Origin of the sequence: Butyricicoccus sp. OF27-2pH9A, assembly GCF_027693185.1 — a bacterium.
Lineage (GTDB): Bacteria > Bacillota > Clostridia > Oscillospirales > Butyricicoccaceae > Agathobaculum > Agathobaculum butyriciproducens.
In genome coordinates this window covers 1-18,070 of record NZ_JAQEXK010000014.1, presented here as the reverse complement: position 1 = coordinate 18,070, position 18,070 = coordinate 1, and the positions used below count along the sequence as shown (strand labels likewise).

Annotated in this window: 25 protein-coding genes and 1 pseudogene; 4 read left to right on the top strand and 22 right to left on the bottom strand. The window is 51.9% G+C overall.

Annotation, left to right across the window (positions count from 1 at the left end; genetic code table 11):
• Positions 1-9 precede the first annotated feature (9 nt).
• The 9 genes from PG722_RS10730 to PG722_RS10690 all read right to left on the bottom strand — a co-directional run bounded on the left by PG722_RS10730 (position 10) and on the right by PG722_RS10690 (position 7,148).
• Positions 10-513 (bottom strand): flavin reductase family protein, encoded by a 504-nt coding sequence (locus PG722_RS10730; protein ID WP_181976120.1) that lies wholly within the window; start codon positions 511-513, stop codon positions 10-12.
• 167 nt (positions 514-680) lie between these two features.
• Complete coding sequence (locus PG722_RS10725) at positions 681-2,333, bottom strand: recombinase family protein (protein WP_270580534.1); 1,653 nt, start codon at positions 2,331-2,333, stop codon at positions 681-683.
• A 72-nt stretch (positions 2,334-2,405) separates the two neighbouring features.
• Positions 2,406-2,573, bottom strand: a complete 168-nt coding sequence (locus PG722_RS10720) for a hypothetical protein (RefSeq protein WP_181976121.1) — start codon at positions 2,571-2,573, stop codon at positions 2,406-2,408.
• Between the two features lie 3 nt (positions 2,574-2,576).
• The gene (locus tag PG722_RS10715) at positions 2,577-2,852 is read right to left on the bottom strand and encodes a hypothetical protein (protein ID WP_270580533.1); all 276 of its coding nucleotides are present in this window, start codon (positions 2,850-2,852) and stop codon (positions 2,577-2,579) included.
• Positions 2,840-4,198 carry a virulence-associated E family protein gene (locus PG722_RS10710; RefSeq protein ID WP_270580556.1) on the bottom strand — a complete coding sequence of 453 codons (1,359 nt, stop codon included), beginning with the start codon at positions 4,196-4,198 and terminating at the stop codon, positions 2,840-2,842. Before PG722_RS10710 ends, PG722_RS10715 begins: the two co-directional genes overlap by 13 nt.
• Positions 4,158-4,811 carry a CHC2 zinc finger domain-containing protein gene (locus tag PG722_RS10705; RefSeq protein ID WP_423243628.1) on the bottom strand — a complete coding sequence of 218 codons (654 nt, stop codon included), beginning with the start codon at positions 4,809-4,811 and terminating at the stop codon, positions 4,158-4,160. Before PG722_RS10705 ends, PG722_RS10710 begins: the two co-directional genes overlap by 41 nt.
• 47 nt (positions 4,812-4,858) lie before the next feature.
• Positions 4,859-6,103, bottom strand: a complete 1,245-nt coding sequence (locus PG722_RS10700; RefSeq protein ID WP_270580532.1) for a serine/arginine repetitive matrix protein 2 — start codon at positions 6,101-6,103, stop codon at positions 4,859-4,861.
• Between the two features lie 474 nt (positions 6,104-6,577).
• Complete coding sequence (locus tag PG722_RS10695) at positions 6,578-6,883, bottom strand: molecular chaperone (RefSeq protein WP_074014306.1); 306 nt, start codon at positions 6,881-6,883, stop codon at positions 6,578-6,580.
• On the bottom strand, positions 6,867-7,148 hold the full coding sequence (locus tag PG722_RS10690) for a hypothetical protein (RefSeq protein WP_270580531.1): 282 nt from the start codon (positions 7,146-7,148) through the stop codon (positions 6,867-6,869). Before PG722_RS10690 ends, PG722_RS10695 begins: the two co-directional genes overlap by 17 nt.
• Positions 7,149-7,526: 378 nt before the next feature.
• On the opposite strand from PG722_RS10690, the gene PG722_RS10685 reads away from it, so the two are divergent.
• Positions 7,527-8,375, top strand: a complete 849-nt coding sequence (locus PG722_RS10685) for a helix-turn-helix domain-containing protein (RefSeq protein WP_270580530.1) — start codon at positions 7,527-7,529, stop codon at positions 8,373-8,375.
• 80 nt (positions 8,376-8,455) lie between these two features.
• Here the strand turns inward: PG722_RS10685 and PG722_RS10680 are convergent, their stop codons facing one another.
• The 4 genes and pseudogenes from PG722_RS10680 to PG722_RS10665 form a co-directional block, all read right to left on the bottom strand.
• Positions 8,456-8,758, bottom strand: a complete 303-nt coding sequence (locus PG722_RS10680) for a hypothetical protein (protein ID WP_147539342.1) — start codon at positions 8,756-8,758, stop codon at positions 8,456-8,458.
• A gap of 11 nt (positions 8,759-8,769) precedes the next feature.
• On the bottom strand, positions 8,770-8,952 hold the full coding sequence (locus tag PG722_RS10675) for a hypothetical protein (protein WP_055219873.1): 183 nt from the start codon (positions 8,950-8,952) through the stop codon (positions 8,770-8,772).
• 14 nt (positions 8,953-8,966) lie between these two features.
• Complete coding sequence (locus tag PG722_RS10670) at positions 8,967-9,344, bottom strand: TnpV protein (protein WP_270580528.1); 378 nt, start codon at positions 9,342-9,344, stop codon at positions 8,967-8,969.
• A gap of 97 nt (positions 9,345-9,441) precedes the next feature.
• Positions 9,442-10,032, bottom strand: a pseudogene (locus PG722_RS10665) (VirD4-like conjugal transfer protein, CD1115 family); the annotation flags it as partial.
• 124 nt (positions 10,033-10,156) lie between these two features.
• Between PG722_RS10665 and PG722_RS10660 the strand changes: the two are divergent.
• Positions 10,157-11,470 (top strand): hypothetical protein, encoded by a 1,314-nt coding sequence (locus tag PG722_RS10660; protein ID WP_270580527.1) that lies wholly within the window; start codon positions 10,157-10,159, stop codon positions 11,468-11,470.
• 56 nt (positions 11,471-11,526) lie between these two features.
• Here the strand turns inward: PG722_RS10660 and PG722_RS10655 are convergent, their stop codons facing one another.
• The 5 genes from PG722_RS10655 to PG722_RS10635 form a co-directional block, all read right to left on the bottom strand.
• Positions 11,527-11,892, bottom strand: a complete 366-nt coding sequence (locus tag PG722_RS10655; RefSeq protein WP_270580526.1) for a hypothetical protein — start codon at positions 11,890-11,892, stop codon at positions 11,527-11,529.
• Positions 11,893-11,969: 77 nt separating this feature from the next.
• Complete coding sequence (locus PG722_RS10650) at positions 11,970-12,143, bottom strand: transposon-encoded TnpW family protein (RefSeq protein ID WP_442867847.1); 174 nt, start codon at positions 12,141-12,143, stop codon at positions 11,970-11,972.
• 64 nt (positions 12,144-12,207) lie between these two features.
• Positions 12,208-13,071, bottom strand: coding sequence for an ATP-binding protein (locus PG722_RS10645; protein WP_270580525.1), 864 nt, complete (start codon positions 13,069-13,071; stop codon positions 12,208-12,210).
• Positions 13,068-13,817 carry a phage replisome organizer N-terminal domain-containing protein gene (locus PG722_RS10640; protein ID WP_270580524.1) on the bottom strand — a complete coding sequence of 250 codons (750 nt, stop codon included), beginning with the start codon at positions 13,815-13,817 and terminating at the stop codon, positions 13,068-13,070. The genes PG722_RS10645 and PG722_RS10640 overlap by 4 nt, the downstream gene beginning before the upstream one ends.
• Positions 13,818-13,930: 113 nt before the next feature.
• Positions 13,931-14,329 (bottom strand): cysteine-rich VLP domain-containing protein, encoded by a 399-nt coding sequence (locus tag PG722_RS10635; RefSeq protein ID WP_270580523.1) that lies wholly within the window; start codon positions 14,327-14,329, stop codon positions 13,931-13,933.
• A gap of 126 nt (positions 14,330-14,455) precedes the next feature.
• On the opposite strand from PG722_RS10635, the gene PG722_RS10630 reads away from it, so the two are divergent.
• Both PG722_RS10630 and PG722_RS10625 read left to right on the top strand, forming a co-directional pair.
• The gene (locus PG722_RS10630; RefSeq protein ID WP_005924829.1) at positions 14,456-14,734 is read left to right on the top strand and encodes a type II toxin-antitoxin system RelB/DinJ family antitoxin; all 279 of its coding nucleotides are present in this window, start codon (positions 14,456-14,458) and stop codon (positions 14,732-14,734) included.
• Complete coding sequence (locus PG722_RS10625; protein WP_270580522.1) at positions 14,731-15,021, top strand: type II toxin-antitoxin system YafQ family toxin; 291 nt, start codon at positions 14,731-14,733, stop codon at positions 15,019-15,021. The genes PG722_RS10630 and PG722_RS10625 overlap by 4 nt, the downstream gene beginning before the upstream one ends.
• 107 nt (positions 15,022-15,128) lie before the next feature.
• On the opposite strand, the gene mobQ is transcribed toward PG722_RS10625, so the two are convergent.
• The 4 genes from mobQ to PG722_RS10605 all read right to left on the bottom strand — a co-directional run bounded on the left by mobQ (position 15,129) and on the right by PG722_RS10605 (position 18,004).
• Positions 15,129-16,574: a MobQ family relaxase gene (gene mobQ, locus PG722_RS10620; RefSeq protein ID WP_270580521.1), complete on the bottom strand. Its 1,446-nt coding sequence runs from the start codon at positions 16,572-16,574 to the stop codon at positions 15,129-15,131.
• 186 nt (positions 16,575-16,760) lie between these two features.
• The gene (locus PG722_RS10615) at positions 16,761-17,051 is read right to left on the bottom strand and encodes a DUF3847 domain-containing protein (RefSeq protein ID WP_270580520.1); all 291 of its coding nucleotides are present in this window, start codon (positions 17,049-17,051) and stop codon (positions 16,761-16,763) included.
• 28 nt (positions 17,052-17,079) lie between these two features.
• On the bottom strand, positions 17,080-17,541 hold the full coding sequence (locus tag PG722_RS10610; RefSeq protein WP_117505410.1) for an RNA polymerase sigma factor: 462 nt from the start codon (positions 17,539-17,541) through the stop codon (positions 17,080-17,082).
• Between the two features lie 10 nt (positions 17,542-17,551).
• The gene (locus PG722_RS10605; RefSeq protein WP_270580518.1) at positions 17,552-18,004 is read right to left on the bottom strand and encodes an RNA polymerase subunit sigma-24; all 453 of its coding nucleotides are present in this window, start codon (positions 18,002-18,004) and stop codon (positions 17,552-17,554) included.
• Between the last annotated feature and the right edge of the window lie 66 nt (positions 18,005-18,070).

Here is an 18,070-nt window from a genome sequence, read left to right as displayed (position 1 = left end):
TGTCCTTTCTTATTTCTGCTGCGCAGTCGCAAATTCAGCGTAACCTTTCCAGCCAAATACAGCATCCACATCTTCATCGCCGTAAACACCCTTGACATCGCAGAGGTGGACAACATGATCGTCCGCATCCATCGTCTGGGCAACAGTCGCATGAATGAGCAGCTTGCAAGGAACAGGAGCCTTGATATTTGTGCCCTCCACTTCCTGCATCGTCAGACCGACCTTAGCAGCCTTATCCGTATCACGTCCGGAGCAGGTGCCACAGCCAATCAGAGCGCCGGTCAGTTCAACTCCGGGAATGGCGAGAACAATTTCTTTCTTCTCAGCCAGCAGTTCCAGACTGTAAGCCCCTTTGTTCAGGGAGAACATGATCTTTCCGGGATTGGTGGACGCAAAAGCCCAGAATGCCAGAGTCGCAAGATTGGTGCTGCCATCCGGTTTCTCTGTACAGATTAGAGTCATGGAATTGGGAGAAGTGTATGCAGGCGCATTGCTGATATTGATTTTGTTCATTGTAGAAACCTCCTTATTTGATTTCATTTAGGATTATACTATATAGGAATATCCTTTGTCAACTCTTTTTCGGGTTTTATATCGCTTCCCCATATTTGTAAGGAATTGCCGTTTTGTGATTTGGTATATAATTAGCCCTCCCCGACATGGGGAGGGCTTCTCTGTCTTTATGCCGCAATCTCGGGGATTTCCCCGACAAAGTTATAAACGATCCTGACTTCCTGCACCTTCTGACCGTCCACCTTCTTGACCTCACCAATCAGAATCCGGCTGATGAGCCGGTTCAGCACCGCTTCGTCCAGTTCTTCAATGGTGGCATAGCGCCGGATTTCCTTGATAAAAGTGCGGACTTCGCTCTCCTGAGCGTCAGCCCGGCTCTGCATCATTGCCAGGTCATGCAGGCGTTTCTGGTTGGATTCCTGCTCCTGTTCCAGCGCCGCCGTCAGCTTCACAAACCGCTGCTCGGTCAGGATGCCTTTTGCCTTATCGGTGTACAGGCTCAGGAACATCCCATCAATCTCCTGATTTCGGGCTTCCAGCCGTTGGCGTTCCTTCTCTGTCTGAGAAGCGTCCACCAGATACCGGCGCTCCATCCGGCGGCTGAGCCGTTGATAGAACGCATCAGCGTCCTTCATGGCCTGCAACGCCAGTTCCTGAATGTCCTTCAACACCAGATTGTATAAATCCCTGGCCTCGATCTTGTGGCTGGAACAGACCTTACAGCCCATCCGGTTGTATGTCTGGCAGATATAATACGCCTTGTCAATCGGTTCCCGCATCTCGCCGGTGAAGCGGTTCTTTCCGGTTCGGCCCACCTTTTCATATCGCACCTGCATGGACTTCCCGCAGGTGGCACAGTAGACCAGACCGTGAAACAGGTTGTAGAAGGGGCAGGCATTGCCTTTCATAATGGGTGGCTTGCGGTCAATGAGTTCCTGTACCTGTTCCCATTCCTCAGGCGTCACAATGGCCTCATGGCAGCCCTCGATGATTTCCCAGTCCTCACGGGGGATAATGTCATAGGTGTTGGAGCGGATGCCTTTCTGATGCGTCCGAAAGACCAGATGTGCGCCCTTATAAAAGGGATTCCGCAGGATATGGCTGATTCTGGCCCCGCCCCAGGAATAGTAGTTGGCGTCAAACTCCGTGTTGGCCTTGACATGGGTAATGGGGATTTTTTCTTCCATCAGCCGTTTGGAAATCCTCATGCAGCCCATCCCGTCAAGGGCATAGTCATAGATTTTACGGATGATGGGCGCTGTCTCCGGGTCAAGGATGAGATGCCCCTTGTCCTCCGGGTCACGCATCAGACCGAAGGGCGGCGTCCCCCCGCAGAACTTCCCCTGCCGGGAACGGGTCGTGATGCCCGCCAGCACCTTTTTTGAAATATCCCGGCTGTACATATCGTTCAGGATATTCTTAAAAGGCGTGATGTCCATCTCCTGACGGGTCAGGCTGTCCACGCCGTCCGTGATGGCGATATAGCGTACATTGTGTTTTGGGAAAAAGATTTCGATATAGCTTCCAGCTTCGATATAATTTCTACCAAGTCTGGACAGGTCTTTGGTGACCACGCAGCCGATTTTCCCTGCCTCAATGTCAGCGATCATGCGCTGGAAGGCAGGGCGGTTGAAATTGCGGCCCGTATAGCCGTCATCCACATAATACTCATACTGGAACATTCCATGCTTTTCTGCAAAGTCCCGGAGCATGATTTTCTGGTTGCTGATACTCATGCTCTCATTGTCGCCGCCGTCATCCAGAGAGATACGGCAGTAGAGAGCGGTGATTTTCTCATAGACTTGTTTTTTCCTGCTCATAGCGTTCTCCTTCTATGAACAGGGACACGATACCATTATAGTACCATGTCCCTGTCCCTGAATCAACCGTTTTTACGCAGCGTTTTCGGCCATTTCCCGCCGTTCCAACCATTCCTCGAAGTGTTCGCAGGTCTGGCGCTCAATGAGCTGCTCAAAGGCTTCCCGCATGGACTTCTCCCCGGAGAACTCCCGCACCACCACAAAACGGACTTTATTTTTTTGCTGTTTGCTTTTTTCCATAGGCTACCTCCATAGAGAGACAGGCCGGACGGCAGCACCGGCAACGAAGTCCGGCAACGAACCTCTAAAAACCTGTAAACTACCGTCTGGCCTGTAAATCTTACTTTGTGAATTTTCTTGAAAAATTTCGTTGCTTTCGTTGCCGAAGATAAATAAACTATTAAAATATCCTTTAGATACTGGCTTTTCCCGTATCCAGACCGGAAAATCCCCGGCAACGAACCCGGCAACCAAGTGGCAACCATCCCGGCAACAGACCGCCATTTTCAGGCGATCCACTCCTTCGGAAGTTCCAGCTGGCGGCATTCTTCCTCGGTCAGCTCCACAAATCCATCTTCGTTGCCGGGCAGTTCGTTGCCGGAAACGTCCCGTTCCCAGCCCCGCTGTCTGCCATATCCGGCGAACATCCGGGGATTGGAGAATGGTTTCCAGCCCGTCACTACCGTGTTCATGATCTCGTTGATATTGTGCAGCTGCCACCGCTTCGGCTCCTCATAGGTGCGGCCCAGCGCCTCCCTAAAAAGCTGTTTGGAGCAGACCATGCTGCCGGTGTAGTGTTCCAGAAAGCCCTGTATCTGCCCGGCCTCCGTGTCCTCCGGCATGAAATCCTTCTGCACCTCCACAAGCTGCCGCTGAATGGATTTGCTGAATTTCATGGAATACTTCTCGCTGCGATAAACCGTCATGGCCTCCGCCCACACCTGCAAAAGATAGGCTCTGGAAGCGTCCTCGTCCTCCAAAATGTGAACCTCCGCATTCTCCGGGTAAATCATGATGGGAAGGAAACGCCGGTTCCCAGCCCGGTCAAGGGGCAGGAAGTCCAGCGTGTTGGAAGAACCGCCGAACACGCACTGCCGCAGCCGGTCTTTTGGCTGGGCCTCGTAGGGTGTCCGGTAGGTTTCCTTCTGGCGGCTGATGAAAGAGCGGATTTCCTCAATGCTTTTGGCGCTGCTGGTAGCCAGCATCTCCGACATCTCGATGATCCAGTGGCCTTGCAGCTTCAGGTAAACCCGGTCATCGTCCAGTTTTTTCAGGTCATCGGAGAACCACTCGTCCCGGATTGCCAGCAGGCGGAAGAAGCTGGACTTGCCAGCCCCCTGACCGCCCACCAGACAGAGCATTTCCTCATATTTAGAGCCGGGGCGGAATACACGCCGGATTGCCCCCAGCAGGAAGTGTTTCAGCATTTCTTCCACATAGTCGCTCTCGTCCGCACCTAAGAAGTGATGGAGACAGGAGCGAATACGGGGCGTCCCGTCCCAGACAAGGCCGTTCAGCACGTCCTGTATGGGATGGTAGCAATTTTCGTTCGCCACGATAGACAGAGCCGCCGTCATCTTTTTCTCGCTGGTCAGGCCGTAGTTCTGCTCAAAATAGAGAAGCAGATACTTCACGTCCGTATCCGTCAGAGCGCTGGTATTCCTGCGCCAGCCCAAATCCCGCACAATGTCCACCCGGTCAGTCAGAAGATTCAGGCGGATCGCCCCACGCAGGAGAGGGTCATGGCAGAACACCGTCCGACAGTTGCCGATGGTGTTGGCGGGCTGGCCCTTTTCCGTGACGGACAGGCTTTCCCGCACTTCGTCAACGCTCTGCTCCGGCGCTAAGGCTTCGGCTGCGTTCATGGCGGCCTGCCGGGTGGCTGGCGGTAAACTCTGATATTCGCTGCTCAATCTTCCTCACCTCTTTTCCGTATTCAGCGACCACGCAGGCCCGTTCCTCCATGCTGCCGGACAACAGAATATCCAGCAGATACTCGATATAAGGCTTTTTCTGTAATGCCTCCACAAACAGCGGGTTCCATGCTTCCTCCGGTGTCTGCGGGGCATATTCCTTTTCCCAGCGTTCCAGTAGATGCAGGTAATCGCACAGCATCCGGAAACATTTCTGCTCCGCCTGCCGGTAGCGCAGTTCCTCGCTGATTTTCCGTTTGACCGGCCTCCTGCGGGGCGGGTCATGGCCTTTGGTATCAAAGCTGACAGAGAAATCCTCCGCCAGTTTCAGCGCAGCCTCCTTGCTGTTCAGTCCAAACAGGCGGGCGGTAAAGTCAATCACATCCCCGTCTGCCTGACAGCCGAAGCAGTGGAACCGGCGGTCAACCTTCATACTGGGATGTTTGTCATCATGGAAGGGACAGCAGGCCATCCCATTTCTGCCTACCGGAACCCCATAAATTTCCGCAGCCTGCCTTGTGGTGACAGACTCCTTCACCGCTTCAAATACATTCGATGTTCTCACCTCCAGACAGAAAAAAAGCACCCGGTTTCCGCAGAAAATCAGGTGCCTCATAACTCCATATCGTGTTTCTTTGTCGGAGCGATCCGCCCCTCACGTTCCCAGCGTTCCCGGTTATCCCGGTCAGCGTCCACCTTGCCTTTCGCCAGCTTCTCCAGGATGGATTCTCTAGCTTTCTTCTTGATCTGCTCCTTACCGGCCTTCTTGACCTCCGGCTGCATAAGCGTTTTCTGGATTTTTGCCAGGGCGTTCTGCATAACACGTTTGATTTTGGTAATCACTCCATCCAGCCGGGCGGCAGCGTAGTCACGCTCTTTTTTCGATGCCTTGCGCTCCGGCGAAAGCACCCACTTTTTCGTTTCCTCAATCAGACGAATATCTTCTTTGTGTGTCTCCTGACGGACAGTATCGGTCACCACCTCCACAGCCTTGTCATAGGCCGCATCGGAAACATCATCCAGCAGCGTCTCCACGTCCTCGATTTTGAGCGTCAGTTCTTCCAGTTTCTGCTCCTGCGCCGCCAGCTGCTCCTTCTGCTTCATCAGGATATAGTCCTGCTTTTCCAGATACTCCCGCCCGCCGTAGGACGGCTCCTGATCCAGATGCAGCCCATGCCGCTTTGTGATGTCAAACAGGATTGTCCGGCAGACCGCATCGAAAGTCTGTTTCCGGTTGTTATGCCTGCCTTTTGCCTTATCCGGGTTCGGGAGAGGAATGCCCAGTTCCTCCAGCGCCTTCTCCTGCTGGGGGCACAGTTCCCCGTAGCGGTTCTCGCAGTCGAACACATGGCGCTCATGGATGTGGGGCGTCCCCTCGTCCAGATGGAGCGCCCAGTCTAAGATGTGGATATGGGAACCAAAACGGCGCTCAAATTCCTCATAAAACTCGTTGACGATACGAAAGAGCGTTTCCGGCGGGACGGATTCTCCCATCGTGCCGATCTGGTAGATGCTTTCTTCCGGGCAGGTCTTGTTGTTTTTCAGCAAGTCCTCCACGGTGCGGTTGCGCTCCGTGTGCCGGGTTTTCTCATTCCGGGCGTTTTGGGCCTCCACATGGCCGCCATAATGCTCGTAGTAGTACATCCGCTCGATTTCCTCAAAGCTGAAATCCGGCTGCTCCGGGTTCTCCCGGAACTCATGGGTGGTAAAGCCCCGGTAGCAGTCCCAGTAGACATTTTTCCTTGCCCGTTCTGCGTCAATGTGTTCGCTGTTCTCCACATCGAACCGGCGGTCATTGTGACGGGGATTGTAGGTGCCATGCCTGCCGGAGCGCCCATTGTGTCGTGTCAGTTTCAAACAGATTTCCTCCTTCCTGCGAAGATGCTGCGGGGCCGGGGAAGGGGCGGCGAAGCCGCAAATCCTGCGAATTTTGCGTCAGGTAATACCCAGTACGAGTTGACGCAGGCATCAACTCTCCCTGGGCAAGGCGTTTCACCCTTGACCCGATGGGGCGGCTGCCCTCAACCCGCCAAGGCACTTCGTCCTTGACCCGATAATGGCTGCCGCCCTTAACCTGCCAATGGGCGTTGCCCCTTGACCCCAGCAGTGCGCTGCCGCCCCTGCACCCCGGCACAAAGGGCTGGCTGCCCTCTGTACTCCCGCACCGGCGAAGCTGGCTTCCACCGCAGAAGCGGTGTTTGCCAGTTTCACCGGCTCCGTATCCGCACATTTGCGCCCATAGGCGGGGAATGGATACGGAATACGCCTGCGGGGATTGCCGGTCAAAACAGCGGGTGCAGACCCGTCATTTTTTCCGTAAACGCCCCGGTTTCAGGCGATTTTTTCTTCCGCCCCTACCACCTGAAAGCCATGCTCTTTTGCGTAGGCGCTGGCGGCGGCTTTCCGTTCCTCGCTGTACGGCGGCACCAGCCGGATCGACAGCCGGGACTTATCCAGCACATAGGTCACGCTGCCCTCCGGCGTGCTGCGCTCCAACCGGCACAGCAGCGGGTACTTCCGGCTGAAATCAGCCAGCCTGCGCTTCAAGCTGGCGTTGAAGGTGTAGACGCTGGCAAGGTTTTCCGCCTCGTTCCAGTTGATAATGGTTTCTTTCTCATACTTAGACAGCTTCCTCATACAGATCCTCCTCATAATCAGTGTAAGATTTCAGCACACGCAGGCTGCGCTTGAGGCGGCGGTACTCGTCCATCTCCATCCGCAGATGGTGGTAAAAATCCTCGTACCAGCTTTCGCCCGCCTCCGTCTCCACCTTCCGGGCCAGCCCTAGCATCCGGCGTTTGGCCTCCGGGTCAACTGTCAGTGCCGTCAGCCATTTCAGCCGTGTCACTGTATTGTGATGGCTGGGACAGCCGTAAGCGTAGAGAATCTTCTTTTCTTTCATACTCAGTGTCATAATGATTTCCTCCGTTTCTTTGCTGCGGAGCCATGCGCCCCGCATGATTGATAAACTTGTTTCTGTCTGCCGGTCTGCCTGCAAGCCGCTCCTGCCCGGAATTTTTCCCGGCGTATTGGCCTCTTTGGTGCGCTCGATTTCTGTCCTGGCGTCACTTCCCCGGAGGCCATACCCCCTTGCAGCCGGTCATTCGATTTTCAAGGTTCTGTGCCTGTCTGCAAGAACCAGTTTACCGAAAAAAGAGGCTCTTTCCCGTATATCCAAAACGTCGGAAAAACGCTTGAAATCCGCATATTTCCACGCTTATGGAATCGTGCTATAATGGGTGTAATCACTGAAAAATGATAACGAGAGAGGGGGCTTTGGATGTACGCAAAGCTGACAATCCCGGAGCGGCTCAAAGACCTGCGGGTGGTGGACAAGCACCTGACGCTGGAACAACTGGCGGAGCAGACCGGCCTGTCTAAATCCGCGCTGGGAAAATACGAAACCGATGACTACAAGGACATCAGCCCGTTTGCGATTGCAACGCTGGCGGACTTTTACGGCGTGTCCACCGACTATCTGATGGGGCTGACGGAAAACAGGGAGGTTCCCAACGCTGACGTGCAGTCTCTCCATCTGACCGATGAAATGATCGACCTTTTGCGGAGCGGCAAGATCAACAACCGGCTTCTCTGCGAACTGGCCTCTCACCCGAATTTCCGGCGGCTGATGATAGATATGGAAATCTGCATCGACCAGATCGCCAATATGCGGGTGGAGCAGATGAATCTGGTGTTGGAGGCAACCCGGCAAACCGTCCTCAGCAAGTATGCGCCCGGAGAAGATGAACTCTATATGCGGACGCTGGAACTGGGGCAAGTGCAGGAAAGCGATTTTTACAGCCACGTCATACACGATGATCTGGACAGCATCGTCCGGGACATCCGGGAAGCACACCGCAAGGACAAGACCACCGCCGACCCGCAGCCCACGCTGGATGATGTGAAGGAAAAATTTGAGCAGGCCATAGGGCAGAGCAGCGATACAGAAATGCTGATCCACGAGTTCTGCGATAAGTTGCAGATACCCTTTGAGAAGATTTCCTCGGAGGACTTCTCGGCGTTCCTGCGGATACTGAGCCTGTCCAAGCTGCTCAAAAATCCCAACAACATGAGAGGGAAGGCCAAGCCGCAGCCATACTATGCGCCCAAGCGGAAGAAGCGCAGGTAATGAAAAAGCCGCCCAACCTGTACCGTTGGACGGCTTTCGACCCGTTTGTGGGTGGAATAAAAAATGCGGTTATACATCCGTTAGCTGACCGTTTTCATCAGCTTTTTCATAAACTTCCAGAGACGGATGCCATCTTTGAGGCCCAGCCGGTAAAAGAAGCATTCGCTTTCTGCGCCGGAATCGAAGATGGAATCGCAGTAGTGTCTCACAGCGTCCTTTTGTTCCTCAGACAATGCGCTGATTGCTTTTTCATACTCGGTTTCCAAGCGAAGGTAGTCCGCTTTTTTCTCCTTGTCGGTTTCTGCCTCCCGCCATTTAGCGAACTGGCTCTGCATCCGCTCCTGAATCATCAAATCAACCAGTTTTTCTATATCTGTACCCATAAGCTCCCTCCTTATGCTGGACGGATATAATTCCTGTATGTTTCCAGGACGGAATCCGACACACCGCTTTTATACACTTTGCGGATGTCGGAGATTTCCTCTTGCTTCAGCAGTTTCAGCCATTTCAGCAGTTCAGCTCTGCCGTTGGCAAAGTTACAGTAGCGCCCATCGGCGTATTCGATACGGTATCTCATAGACAGGCACCTCCTTAAACATAAATCATCTCAGACCGGATGATTTCATCTGCCCGGCTGCGGATGCTGTTCATGGCTCCGACCCAGGCCAGCTGGTCACGGGCTTTCAGTTCCTCGGTAACGCCCTCCGCAGCCTGCATCTGCGAGATGATACACGCCAGCAGGTCATCGGCCTGCTCGTTCAGATCAGCAAGATACGTCCAGAGTTTTCCCGACAGAAGCAGTTCATTGTACTGGCCGGGACGGTGTTCTTGCAGAAACGCCTTGTGCATCCGGCCCCACCGCCCGATGGGGCGGCTTTCCTCCGGCAACTTCAGATCGGGGATGTAGTAGTCTCCCACCAGCGTGTAGCTGATGCCGTTTTGATGGATTTTCTTTGGCAAATGCTCCATATTCGACCTCCTGTATTCAGTTTTTTCAGAATCCAGTTGATCGTGTCCCTGTTCATGATAAATTCAAGGCAACTGAACTCTTCACGAACAAGTATGGCACATCTTTCCCCAATTTTTGATAGTTGAGTGAATGGGAGGTTTCCCTCCCACGGCTCTCTCCGGTATTGTAGGTGTCGATGGTTTCCTTGCCCAGCACGGCAGCCAGCTCTTTGAGGGTAGTCGGCTCTTTACCGCCCAGGAAGATGGATGTATCCATGTTACCGATGATGGTATCTGCGTTATCCTTATAGATCGCCTTGAGCTGACTCTGTGCCTGCAACACCAGACAGGCAGAGATTTCACGGCTTCGGATGGTGGCCACCAGCTTTTCCAGTTTCGGAATCTGCCCGATGTTAGCACACTCATCAATCAAACAGCGCACATGAACCGGCAGTCTGCCGCCATACACATCGTCGGCTTTTTCGCAGAGCAGATTGAAAAGCTGGGTATAACACATGGAGATCAGGAAGTTAAAGCTGTCATCCGTATCACTCATAATGAGGAACAGAGCGGTTTTCCGGTCTCCCAGAGTATCCAGTTCCAGCTCGTCATAAGCTGTGACCTCGCGCAACTCTGCAATATCAAATACGGCAAGGCGCGCACCGCAGGAAATCAAAATCGACTTGGCTGTTTTTCCCGAAACGAGTTGTCAAGGACTTTTTATCAAAAAAATAAGCAACAGTATTATCTGTTGCACTATGCTTGTTGTGTATGTCATTTGGCTGTATAATTAATAATATAAATTTTACTGACGAGATCGGAGGTCATTGCAAGTGGATGATACTGTTTTATTTTTAAGCGCATATAATTCGACACAGTATAAAGCGACAAACTGGTTTTTACAAAAACTTCGTAATGTTATCCCGCACAAAAAGAAGCAGATGCAATCCTTACTGGAAAAGCATCATCTTTCTTTCGTGGCAACAGACGAGACTATTACTTCTGTTGATGGGAAAATGGAGGTAACGGCCCAATATGATTATGTACATCAAGCGACTACATTTTCCTTCAAATCAAAAGATTCAGCTGAAAAAGAAAATAATGCAAGTGACTCTTTGAAAGATTCCGGTTTCTATATCAATCTTAGGCACGCACAATCTATCTTAGTTGATGAACGATATTTCAAAATCGAATTTACTTTCTGGCTAGAGCCATTTTTAGTTTGGATAAATGGTCAGATGTATCAAATTGATGCCGGTGCCTTTATGATGAACAGTGTTTTGTTCATTGTTTTTGAAGTCATAAACTACAAAACAGGAAAACCACTTGCCAAAGATGATGTCGGGGCAAAAGCAGAAAACTACAACCTACTGTCTGTGGAGAAATATCAATTCTTTGATGAAGCGAAACCTGTCGAGGCAGGAATGAAAATTTCTGAAATAATATATGAAAATATTTCTGAGTTTATCTGGGAATTGACAAATAAGTGTTATCGTTCCCAAGAATATTTCTTTGTGCATGACACATTGGTCTTTTCGAATAATATTGAAAATATTTCAGATTACTTTTGCAAACTCATTGATACGAAAGCGCCTGCTGAACCAATAAAGGACATTAGTACAGTGAAAATATACCAATATTATCCACAAGCTGGTTGTAGTGTAGTTTCTGACTTTGATTGTGATAACTTTCAACCAATTTTATATTCGGCCATTATATTGGAATCGCTAAAACTCTATATTCATATTTTTCAAAACTCTAACCTTGAAAATGAAACAGATCTTCGGCGGTCTGTACGAAATGATATTTACTTGCAGAATCTTTTTTGCTCTCCTAATCTTCCAATTGAAACTCATAATTTATTGAACTACATTAAGGAAAGCGAGCCTTACAAAAAACATGCAGAAGCTCTTCACCTAAAAATATCCTATTTGACTGCACAAAATGAACTAAAGAAAAGCAGAAACTCTGCGATTTTGAATGTTCTGCTATACATTATTTCTTTACTCAGTGCTATCGGAACTCTTGATGTCATAGAAGCACATTTTGGTGTACCATTCAAATACAGCTTTATTATTGTGGTCACGCTGTTTATTCTCGGACTGTTTTGGGGAATAATAGAGTATCGAAACCATAGAAAGCTCTAAAATTCGTAACAACGTGCCAGAAGCATTTTATTGCTTCTGGCACGTTTGCATGTGAATTATTTGCGTCCACTTAGTAAATCGTCGCAGATATACGCATATTCCGGCAGCTGGTTGATATATAGCTCCCAGCGCCGCTTGATTTCGGCCAATTCCAGCGGATCGGCTGCTTCCAGTGCGTGATCGTTGCCCGTCATATATAAAACATCCGTAGCTACATCGTCCAAACACCTGTAACAGAGATCGGCGGCAGATTCGATTCTGATACCAGTATCCACATAGACTGGATTTACGCCAATCGTCAGCCAGACATAGCCTACCTTGTCCGACCAGAGCAGTTCAAAATCAGGGCTTTGCCGCAGATGTTCCGCAAAGACCTCCTTTACTCGTTCAATTTCATGCTTCTCTTTTTCTGTGTACAGCATTTTCATGTCCTCCTTGGTTAAAGTTTTGGTGCGTACCACCATCAGTTTAGCACAAGGCGGCTTCGTTTATCAGTCTTTCACATCTGCTGAATTTCATTTTTGAGCATACGCTTGATTTTATCGCTCATGGTTTCTGTGCTGGTCTTGCTGAAATGGACATGAACCTTGTAGGTTGTCTTGCCGATTTTCTTTACCATCGCTGGCGTGTTTTCCGGCGCTCTGGACACAGTAGCGGCGTCTGCCGCCTGCATAGTACGGGGTTCTCTGTTCATGGCGCTCCTTTCTCCGAACGGGTCTGTGCCGCCCGGTAAAAAATCAGTCATGCTTACTGCTTACAATGTCTTTTGCTGCCTGTCGGGTAGCACTGGCATTTTCTTCCCGGAAATTCTTTCCGTCAAAGAGAATCGGCGCACACCGTTCCAGAATACGGTCATAGATACGGGCGTGGGCCAGATCAGGCGGGTTTTTCAGCTCGGACAGTTTCAAGTTTGTTGTGATAATCATGGGTCTGCGGCTGCGATAGCGGCTGTCAATGACGAAAAACATCTGCTCCATAGCATATTCGGTACTGCGCTCTACTCCCAGATCGTCAATGATAAGCAGGTCATACTCGTCAAAGCTGGCAATAAACTCCGACCTGTCCTTAGAGAACATCCCGGTCAGGCGGTTCAGGATGGTGGGAAAGTTCGTCATCAGCACCGGCACATCCTGGTCAAGCAAAGCGTTGGCGATACAACCGGCGAAAAAGGACTTGCCGGTTCCCACATCCCCAAACAGAAGCAGGCCGGTGTTGTTCCTGTATGCCTCCTTCCAGTTCTCCACATAGGCGCGGGCCTTGTCCATCAATGGGTTTTCGCCGTTGTCGTTGGCAAAGGTGTAGTCATAGAGATAGCGGTCTTGCAAGCCCTGTGCCTTTCGGCGTTTGATACGCTCCATGCGGCGCTGCCGTTCTTCAGCAGCCTTGCGCTGCTCCTCAGCCTCCCGCTGGCACTGGCAGATGCAGCGCGGCATAAAGTAGCCGGATTTCCCAAAGCATGGCACAACGGTCTGCCTCTGGCCGCCGCACTTCTTACAGTGAATGAGGCCGTCTGCCGGGTCTATGTACTCGTCCCCGGCCAGTTCCACACCGGCGGCTGCCTTGTCGATCAGCGCCCGGATTTCTGCGGTAATCTCAATCATACGGTTTCATCCTCCTTTACGCTGTAATCCCGGTTGCGGGTGGGCGGGGCTGCTTTCTTCGCGTCCTCACCGGCCCAGCGCCGGATGGTGGCGGCATGGCTCTGATACCGCTTGCCGGTAGAGGCCATGTACTCGGACAGCTTTTCGATGTACTGGCCCCATACAGTGGGAAAGCTGGCCTGCAAGTCTGCCAGTTCTTCATCCGTCAGGAAAACATTCTGGTAACGGCCATAGGTGTGGGAAGGGTGCCCCGTTTCAGGGCGTACCTTCTCTATCTCTCTCTTTATCTCTATCTCTTTCTCTAACTCTATCTCTATCTCTGGTGGACGAATGTCGGACAAATGTCCGCCGTTTGTCCGGGGCGCAGAAAGAGCCTTATTTTGAAGCCTTGCAGCCCGCTTTCGCTCAGCCTCGGTAGAGGACTGGCCGATTAAAAGTTCGATGTTGCTCATGTAGAATGTGCCGCTGTCCAGCACCTCCACAAGACCCAGCTTCAAAAAGATCTGCAAGGCTCTCTCCACAGTGCCGATCTGCTGGCGGGTAATGGTGGCGATCATCTGCGCCGTGTAAGGAATGTCCTCGTCAAGTTGAAGCCGTCCACCATGTTTCAGCGATTTCAGATACAGCTTGAGCAGAATGTTAGAATACAGCACACCGTCCCGCATACTTTCCAGCAGCACGATGGAATCATCATCAAAATAGTTTTCTTTGAGTTTCAGGTAATAATATTTTCGGTTGTCTGACATAGGGTTCCTCCTTGGGGGTTCTCTGGGGATTCTATACGCATTTTAAGGCCGTTTTAGGGGTCGGAAGATAAATCTATCAGCCTGCCTTTGACACCCTCGAAAAAAGCCTTGATTTACAAGGGTTTTTCATCCCCTAAAGCGTGACATTTCTCCCGTTGTTTTCGCTTGCGCTTTGCGGCGTTGACCCGCTTCATGCGTGCGGCACATTCCGGGCAGTATTTGGCTCGGTTGGAACCGGGGGTAAACAGCGCCCCGCATACGGAGCATTTCTTCGCATTCATCCGGTGGAACAGCGCCGTTTCCAGTTCCTTATCCTGCGGTAATACCGCCGCCCGAAACCACCTGCACAACAGGGAGTAGGAAATAGACTGGACACAGACACATTCCTCCCCATCGTCCAGAGCGATACAGTTTCCGTCGATGTAGTTGCAGCACTCATGCACCAGCCTCCGCGCTCTGCGATACTGGCGGTAATCCATGACAGGGATAGGTTCAGTCTTGTTGTTCTTCATAAATGATTTCTTTCATAAAGCGTGTAACCTCCTTAAATGAATTTATTGTTAAAAATTCGTGCAAAGTATTGTTTTCTTCGTGCAAATGGCATATACTATAATTGCCAGCAGAAAGGGGTTGATCGTATGGCTGGAAATACCACAAACATCAGTATCCGCATGGACGCAGATTTGAAAGCACAGGCGGACGCACTGTTTACTGAACTTGGCATGAACCTGACTACGGCGTTTAACATCTTTGTGCGCCAGTCGCTTCGTGAAGGCGGCATTCCCTTTGAAGTAAGGCTGGAACAGCCGAACAAAGAAACGGTTGCTGCCATGCTGGAAGCGGAAAGGATTGCAAAAGACCCGTCTGTAAAGGGCTACAATGACCTTGACGAGTTGTTTGCTGACCTGAAAAGATGAAAGAAACCAAATATACCGTCAAGTACACGACCAGTTTCAAAAAGGACTACAAACGAGTCATAAAGCGTGGCTTGAAGATTGAGCTGCTGGAGCAGGTCGTAGCATTGCTGGCAATGGGCGAACCGCTGCCGGATAAGAACCGTGACCATGACCTGTCCGGCGATTGGGCAGGTCATCGGGAATGTCATATTCTCCCGGACTGGCTGCTTGTCTACCGCATAGAAGATGATGTTCTGGTGCTGACGCTGGCCCGCACCGGCACACACAGCGACTTGTTCGGCAAATAAACAGTCTGCCGCCGTATGGGGAAACCTGTACGGCGGTTTTTCTGTATGCAAAAGGGTGTCGTGAAACGCGACGCACTTGACAGGGGTACGCCAAAACGCGGTAGCCTTTACCGCTCCGGCTCCCGGTCGTGAGACTTGTCCCTTTCCTGTCGGGACAGCTGCTCGGCGGTTTTGCGGAGCCGTTCCACTGCTTTCAAATCTTCCCGCATGGATTTCATGGCAAGCGTGTCCGTCTGCTTTCCGGCGGTCAGCTGGTCGATTTCCCGCTGCCATGCCTTCGGTGTTATCCCCTCGCCGCTGTCTTTCAGTTCTTTCAGATACCGGGCTGCTGCGTCATACAGGATCAGTTCCCGGCTGTGGCGCTGCTCAAACTGTTCCCGCTTTTCCGGCTTTACTTTGGCAAGCTGCTTGTGGATGGACTTGTACTGGTTGTACTGTTCCCACATCTCCCCGCGTTCGGTAAGAATGGCGATCCGGCGCTCGGCCTTGACGATCTTTCCACGCAAGTCATAGTAATGGCTGTTCATATCAGCGATTTTTTCATGAAGCTGCTGCATAGACTGGATGCCGTTTGCCTGTAAAAAGCTGAATAGTGCAGCGCTTTCCTGCAAAGCCCGGATTTTTCCGGTACGGGTGCGGGGAGCGTTCAACTGCTGCTGAGCCTCCCACAAGGCGGTCAAGCTGCTTTGCTGTGTTTGTGGTTTTTCCGCTTCGGCTTTCGACCAGTAATAAAGACGGGTAATGCGGGCTTTGATTTCTTTCAGCAGCTTGTTGTCGGCGGCGATCTGCCGGTTTACTTCGCCCTTGTCGGTGCGGATGCCGCGCTTTTCCATTTGGCTGGCGGCTGGCCCCAGATGGACAGACGGAATCTTATCAATGCCCTGCCGCTTGTAACTGCGGTGGTCAATGCGCTCCGGTCTGCCGGCAGATTCCAGCGCCCGGTTGGTGCAGGCCGCCCACGCTGCCCTCCAAATCTCCACATTCCCTTTGTCGTTCCAGTCGGTGGTGTCCTCCCGGTGGTTCTTCCAGCCGCCTTTCCCATCCGGGATACGCTGTCCATTCTCGTCCAGATCGTATGCCTTGCGGCACTTTGCACCCCACTGTCCATTTTCTTTCAAAGGCCGGAGCGTCAGCATGATATGGACATGAGGGTTGCCGGTTCCCTTGTCATGGATAGCAAAGTCGGCGCACATTCCTTTGTCTACAAAGTTGTCCTTCACATAGGCACGCACAAGGGCAAGCTGCTCTTCGCCGGGCAGTTCACGGGGCAGGGCTGCTTCAATCTCGCGGGCAAGCCGTCTGTCCCTTGCTTTCTCGATTTGCTCCACGCTGTTCCAGAGGATAGATCGGTCTGCAAATTCCGGCGGCGCGTGGGCAGGCAGCATGATCTCCGCATGGTCAATGCCGCCTTTCCGGGTGTAGTCGTGGGTCATTCCATCCCATTCATTTGTCAGCTTGGTTCCGCTGCAGTAAGCAGCTGCGGCAACAGCAGAACGCCCTGCGCTGCGCTTGATAATACTGACGGGGATATGACAGAAATCTATGGGGAACACCTCCTTTCAGTGAGTGGATAACAGGCTCCGTGGAGCCGAACAAACGCGAAGCGGGTGTTTGGCTGCGCGGGGCGCACAAGGGGTTTGGGGAGTGTAGCGCCCCATCGCGGACGAAGTACGCAACGCCCCCGGCAGGGCGCACAGCACCGGCAACGGTGTATAAGTGCGCCCTTGTAAACAAGGGACTTATGGCGTGTCCCCGGATTTTGGCAGGTTTGCAGTCAATTCCGCAGCCCCCGGAAGATGGGACAGGGCAATCAGAAATGTTTTGACCTCCGCGCCGGAAAGGTCGGGAGCCAGCGGGAAAATCCCCTCCAAAATGGCTCCGCGCTCAATCAGGCGGCGGGTGCGAACCCTGCGTTCTTCGTTCCGCTGCTTGTTCTCCAAAATCTTCTTTCGGTTTTCAAGCTGCCGAATCTCCTTCAGGACTTTCTCCCGTTCTTCTTTTTTGGGGTGGGCTGTAATTTTTTCGTTCATGTCAGGCACCTCTTTTCTTTGGAAATACTCATAGATTGACCGTCCATTTCTGTCGAGCAAAGTACCGGCGCAGCCTCCGCAGTGCGGCATGGATGGATTTTCCCGCCTGTGATGGCGTGATACCCTCCATTGCGGCAATATCTTTCACTTTCATACCCAGCATATAGCGGGCGTGGACACGGCGGGCCTGCATAGGCGGCAGGGAAGAAATGGCTTCGTACAATCGTCGTATCAGTTCTTCGTATTCGGCTAATTCCTCTTTTTCTATCAGGTAGTCCTCCGGCGATGGCTGCGCCCAGCCGATGGCGGCATTTTCGATTCCATCGTTACAATCGAGGGAATAAAATGCCTTATACCGGAACATCTTGCGCTCTCTGGCGGCCTCGGCTCTCTTATCCAGAAGAAACGCTTCGACGATCTCATCGGACACCTCCACACAAATGTCCTCTTTGCAAAATGGATAATATTGTTTGAGATTGATGGTCTGCATAGGCATGCCCTCACTCTGTTTGGAAAAGGCCATCATAGCAGCGGCGCATATTCCGCAGACCCCGGCGGATGGCAACGCTAACCTTGCTGCTGTGGATACCCTCTATCCGAGAGATTTCCGGCTGCTTGATACCAGCAATGTAGTAGGCGTGAACACGGCGGGCCTGTGTCGGAGTGGCATGAGCCAGAGCCGCAGGCAGAGCTGCAATCAGGCGCAGACGGGTGGTCATTTCTTCTCGTTCCACCAGAATATCCTCCGGCGATCTGCCGTGTTCCAGCGCGTAGTTCTCCGTCCAGCTATATGCGTCCAGGGAGTACCAGGCGCGGTGGTAGACTTTCCGACGCTCATAGTTCTCCATCTCCCGCTGGGCCTGATACATCGCTGCCCATACCTCGTCCGTAACATCCACAAACTCGTCATGCCGGTAGTGGGGATACATCCACCGCAGATTAATTGTTTTCATAGGCTTACCTCCTGAAAATTGGAGAGGCGGGCAGCTCGTCCGCTGTCCGCCCCTCGCTGAGATAAG

Coding starts and splice junctions, on each gene's coding strand:
- PG722_RS10730 (WP_181976120.1), bottom strand. CDS start 513: ATGAACAAAATCAATATCAGCAATGCGCCTGCATACACTTCTCCCAAT.
- PG722_RS10645 (WP_270580525.1), bottom strand. CDS start 13,071: ATGATTGAGATTACCGCAGAAATCCGGGCGCTGATCGACAAGGCAGCC.
- PG722_RS10695 (WP_074014306.1), bottom strand. CDS start 6,883: ATGAGGAAGCTGTCTAAGTATGAGAAAGAAACCATTATCAACTGGAAC.
- PG722_RS10725 (WP_270580534.1), bottom strand. CDS start 2,333: ATGAGCAGGAAAAAACAAGTCTATGAGAAAATCACCGCTCTCTACTGC.
- PG722_RS10650 (WP_442867847.1), bottom strand. CDS start 12,143: ATGCAGGCGGCAGACGCCGCTACTGTGTCCAGAGCGCCGGAAAACACG.
- PG722_RS10685 (WP_270580530.1), top strand. CDS start 7,527: ATGTACGCAAAGCTGACAATCCCGGAGCGGCTCAAAGACCTGCGGGTG.
- PG722_RS10625 (WP_270580522.1), top strand. CDS start 14,731: ATGAAAGAAACCAAATATACCGTCAAGTACACGACCAGTTTCAAAAAG.
- PG722_RS10680 (WP_147539342.1), bottom strand. CDS start 8,758: ATGGGTACAGATATAGAAAAACTGGTTGATTTGATGATTCAGGAGCGG.
- PG722_RS10615 (WP_270580520.1), bottom strand. CDS start 17,051: ATGAACGAAAAAATTACAGCCCACCCCAAAAAAGAAGAACGGGAGAAA.
- PG722_RS10610 (WP_117505410.1), bottom strand. CDS start 17,541: ATGCAGACCATCAATCTCAAACAATATTATCCATTTTGCAAAGAGGAC.
- PG722_RS10670 (WP_270580528.1), bottom strand. CDS start 9,344: ATGGAGCATTTGCCAAAGAAAATCCATCAAAACGGCATCAGCTACACG.
- PG722_RS10630 (WP_005924829.1), top strand. CDS start 14,456: ATGGCTGGAAATACCACAAACATCAGTATCCGCATGGACGCAGATTTG.
- PG722_RS10640 (WP_270580524.1), bottom strand. CDS start 13,817: ATGTCAGACAACCGAAAATATTATTACCTGAAACTCAAAGAAAACTAT.
- PG722_RS10605 (WP_270580518.1), bottom strand. CDS start 18,004: ATGAAAACAATTAATCTGCGGTGGATGTATCCCCACTACCGGCATGAC.
- PG722_RS10690 (WP_270580531.1), bottom strand. CDS start 7,148: ATGAAAGAAAAGAAGATTCTCTACGCTTACGGCTGTCCCAGCCATCAC.
- PG722_RS10655 (WP_270580526.1), bottom strand. CDS start 11,892: ATGCTGTACACAGAAAAAGAGAAGCATGAAATTGAACGAGTAAAGGAG.
- PG722_RS10675 (WP_055219873.1), bottom strand. CDS start 8,952: ATGAGATACCGTATCGAATACGCCGATGGGCGCTACTGTAACTTTGCC.
- PG722_RS10635 (WP_270580523.1), bottom strand. CDS start 14,329: ATGAAGAACAACAAGACTGAACCTATCCCTGTCATGGATTACCGCCAG.
- PG722_RS10720 (WP_181976121.1), bottom strand. CDS start 2,573: ATGGAAAAAAGCAAACAGCAAAAAAATAAAGTCCGTTTTGTGGTGGTG.
- PG722_RS10710 (WP_270580556.1), bottom strand. CDS start 4,198: ATGAACGCAGCCGAAGCCTTAGCGCCGGAGCAGAGCGTTGACGAAGTG.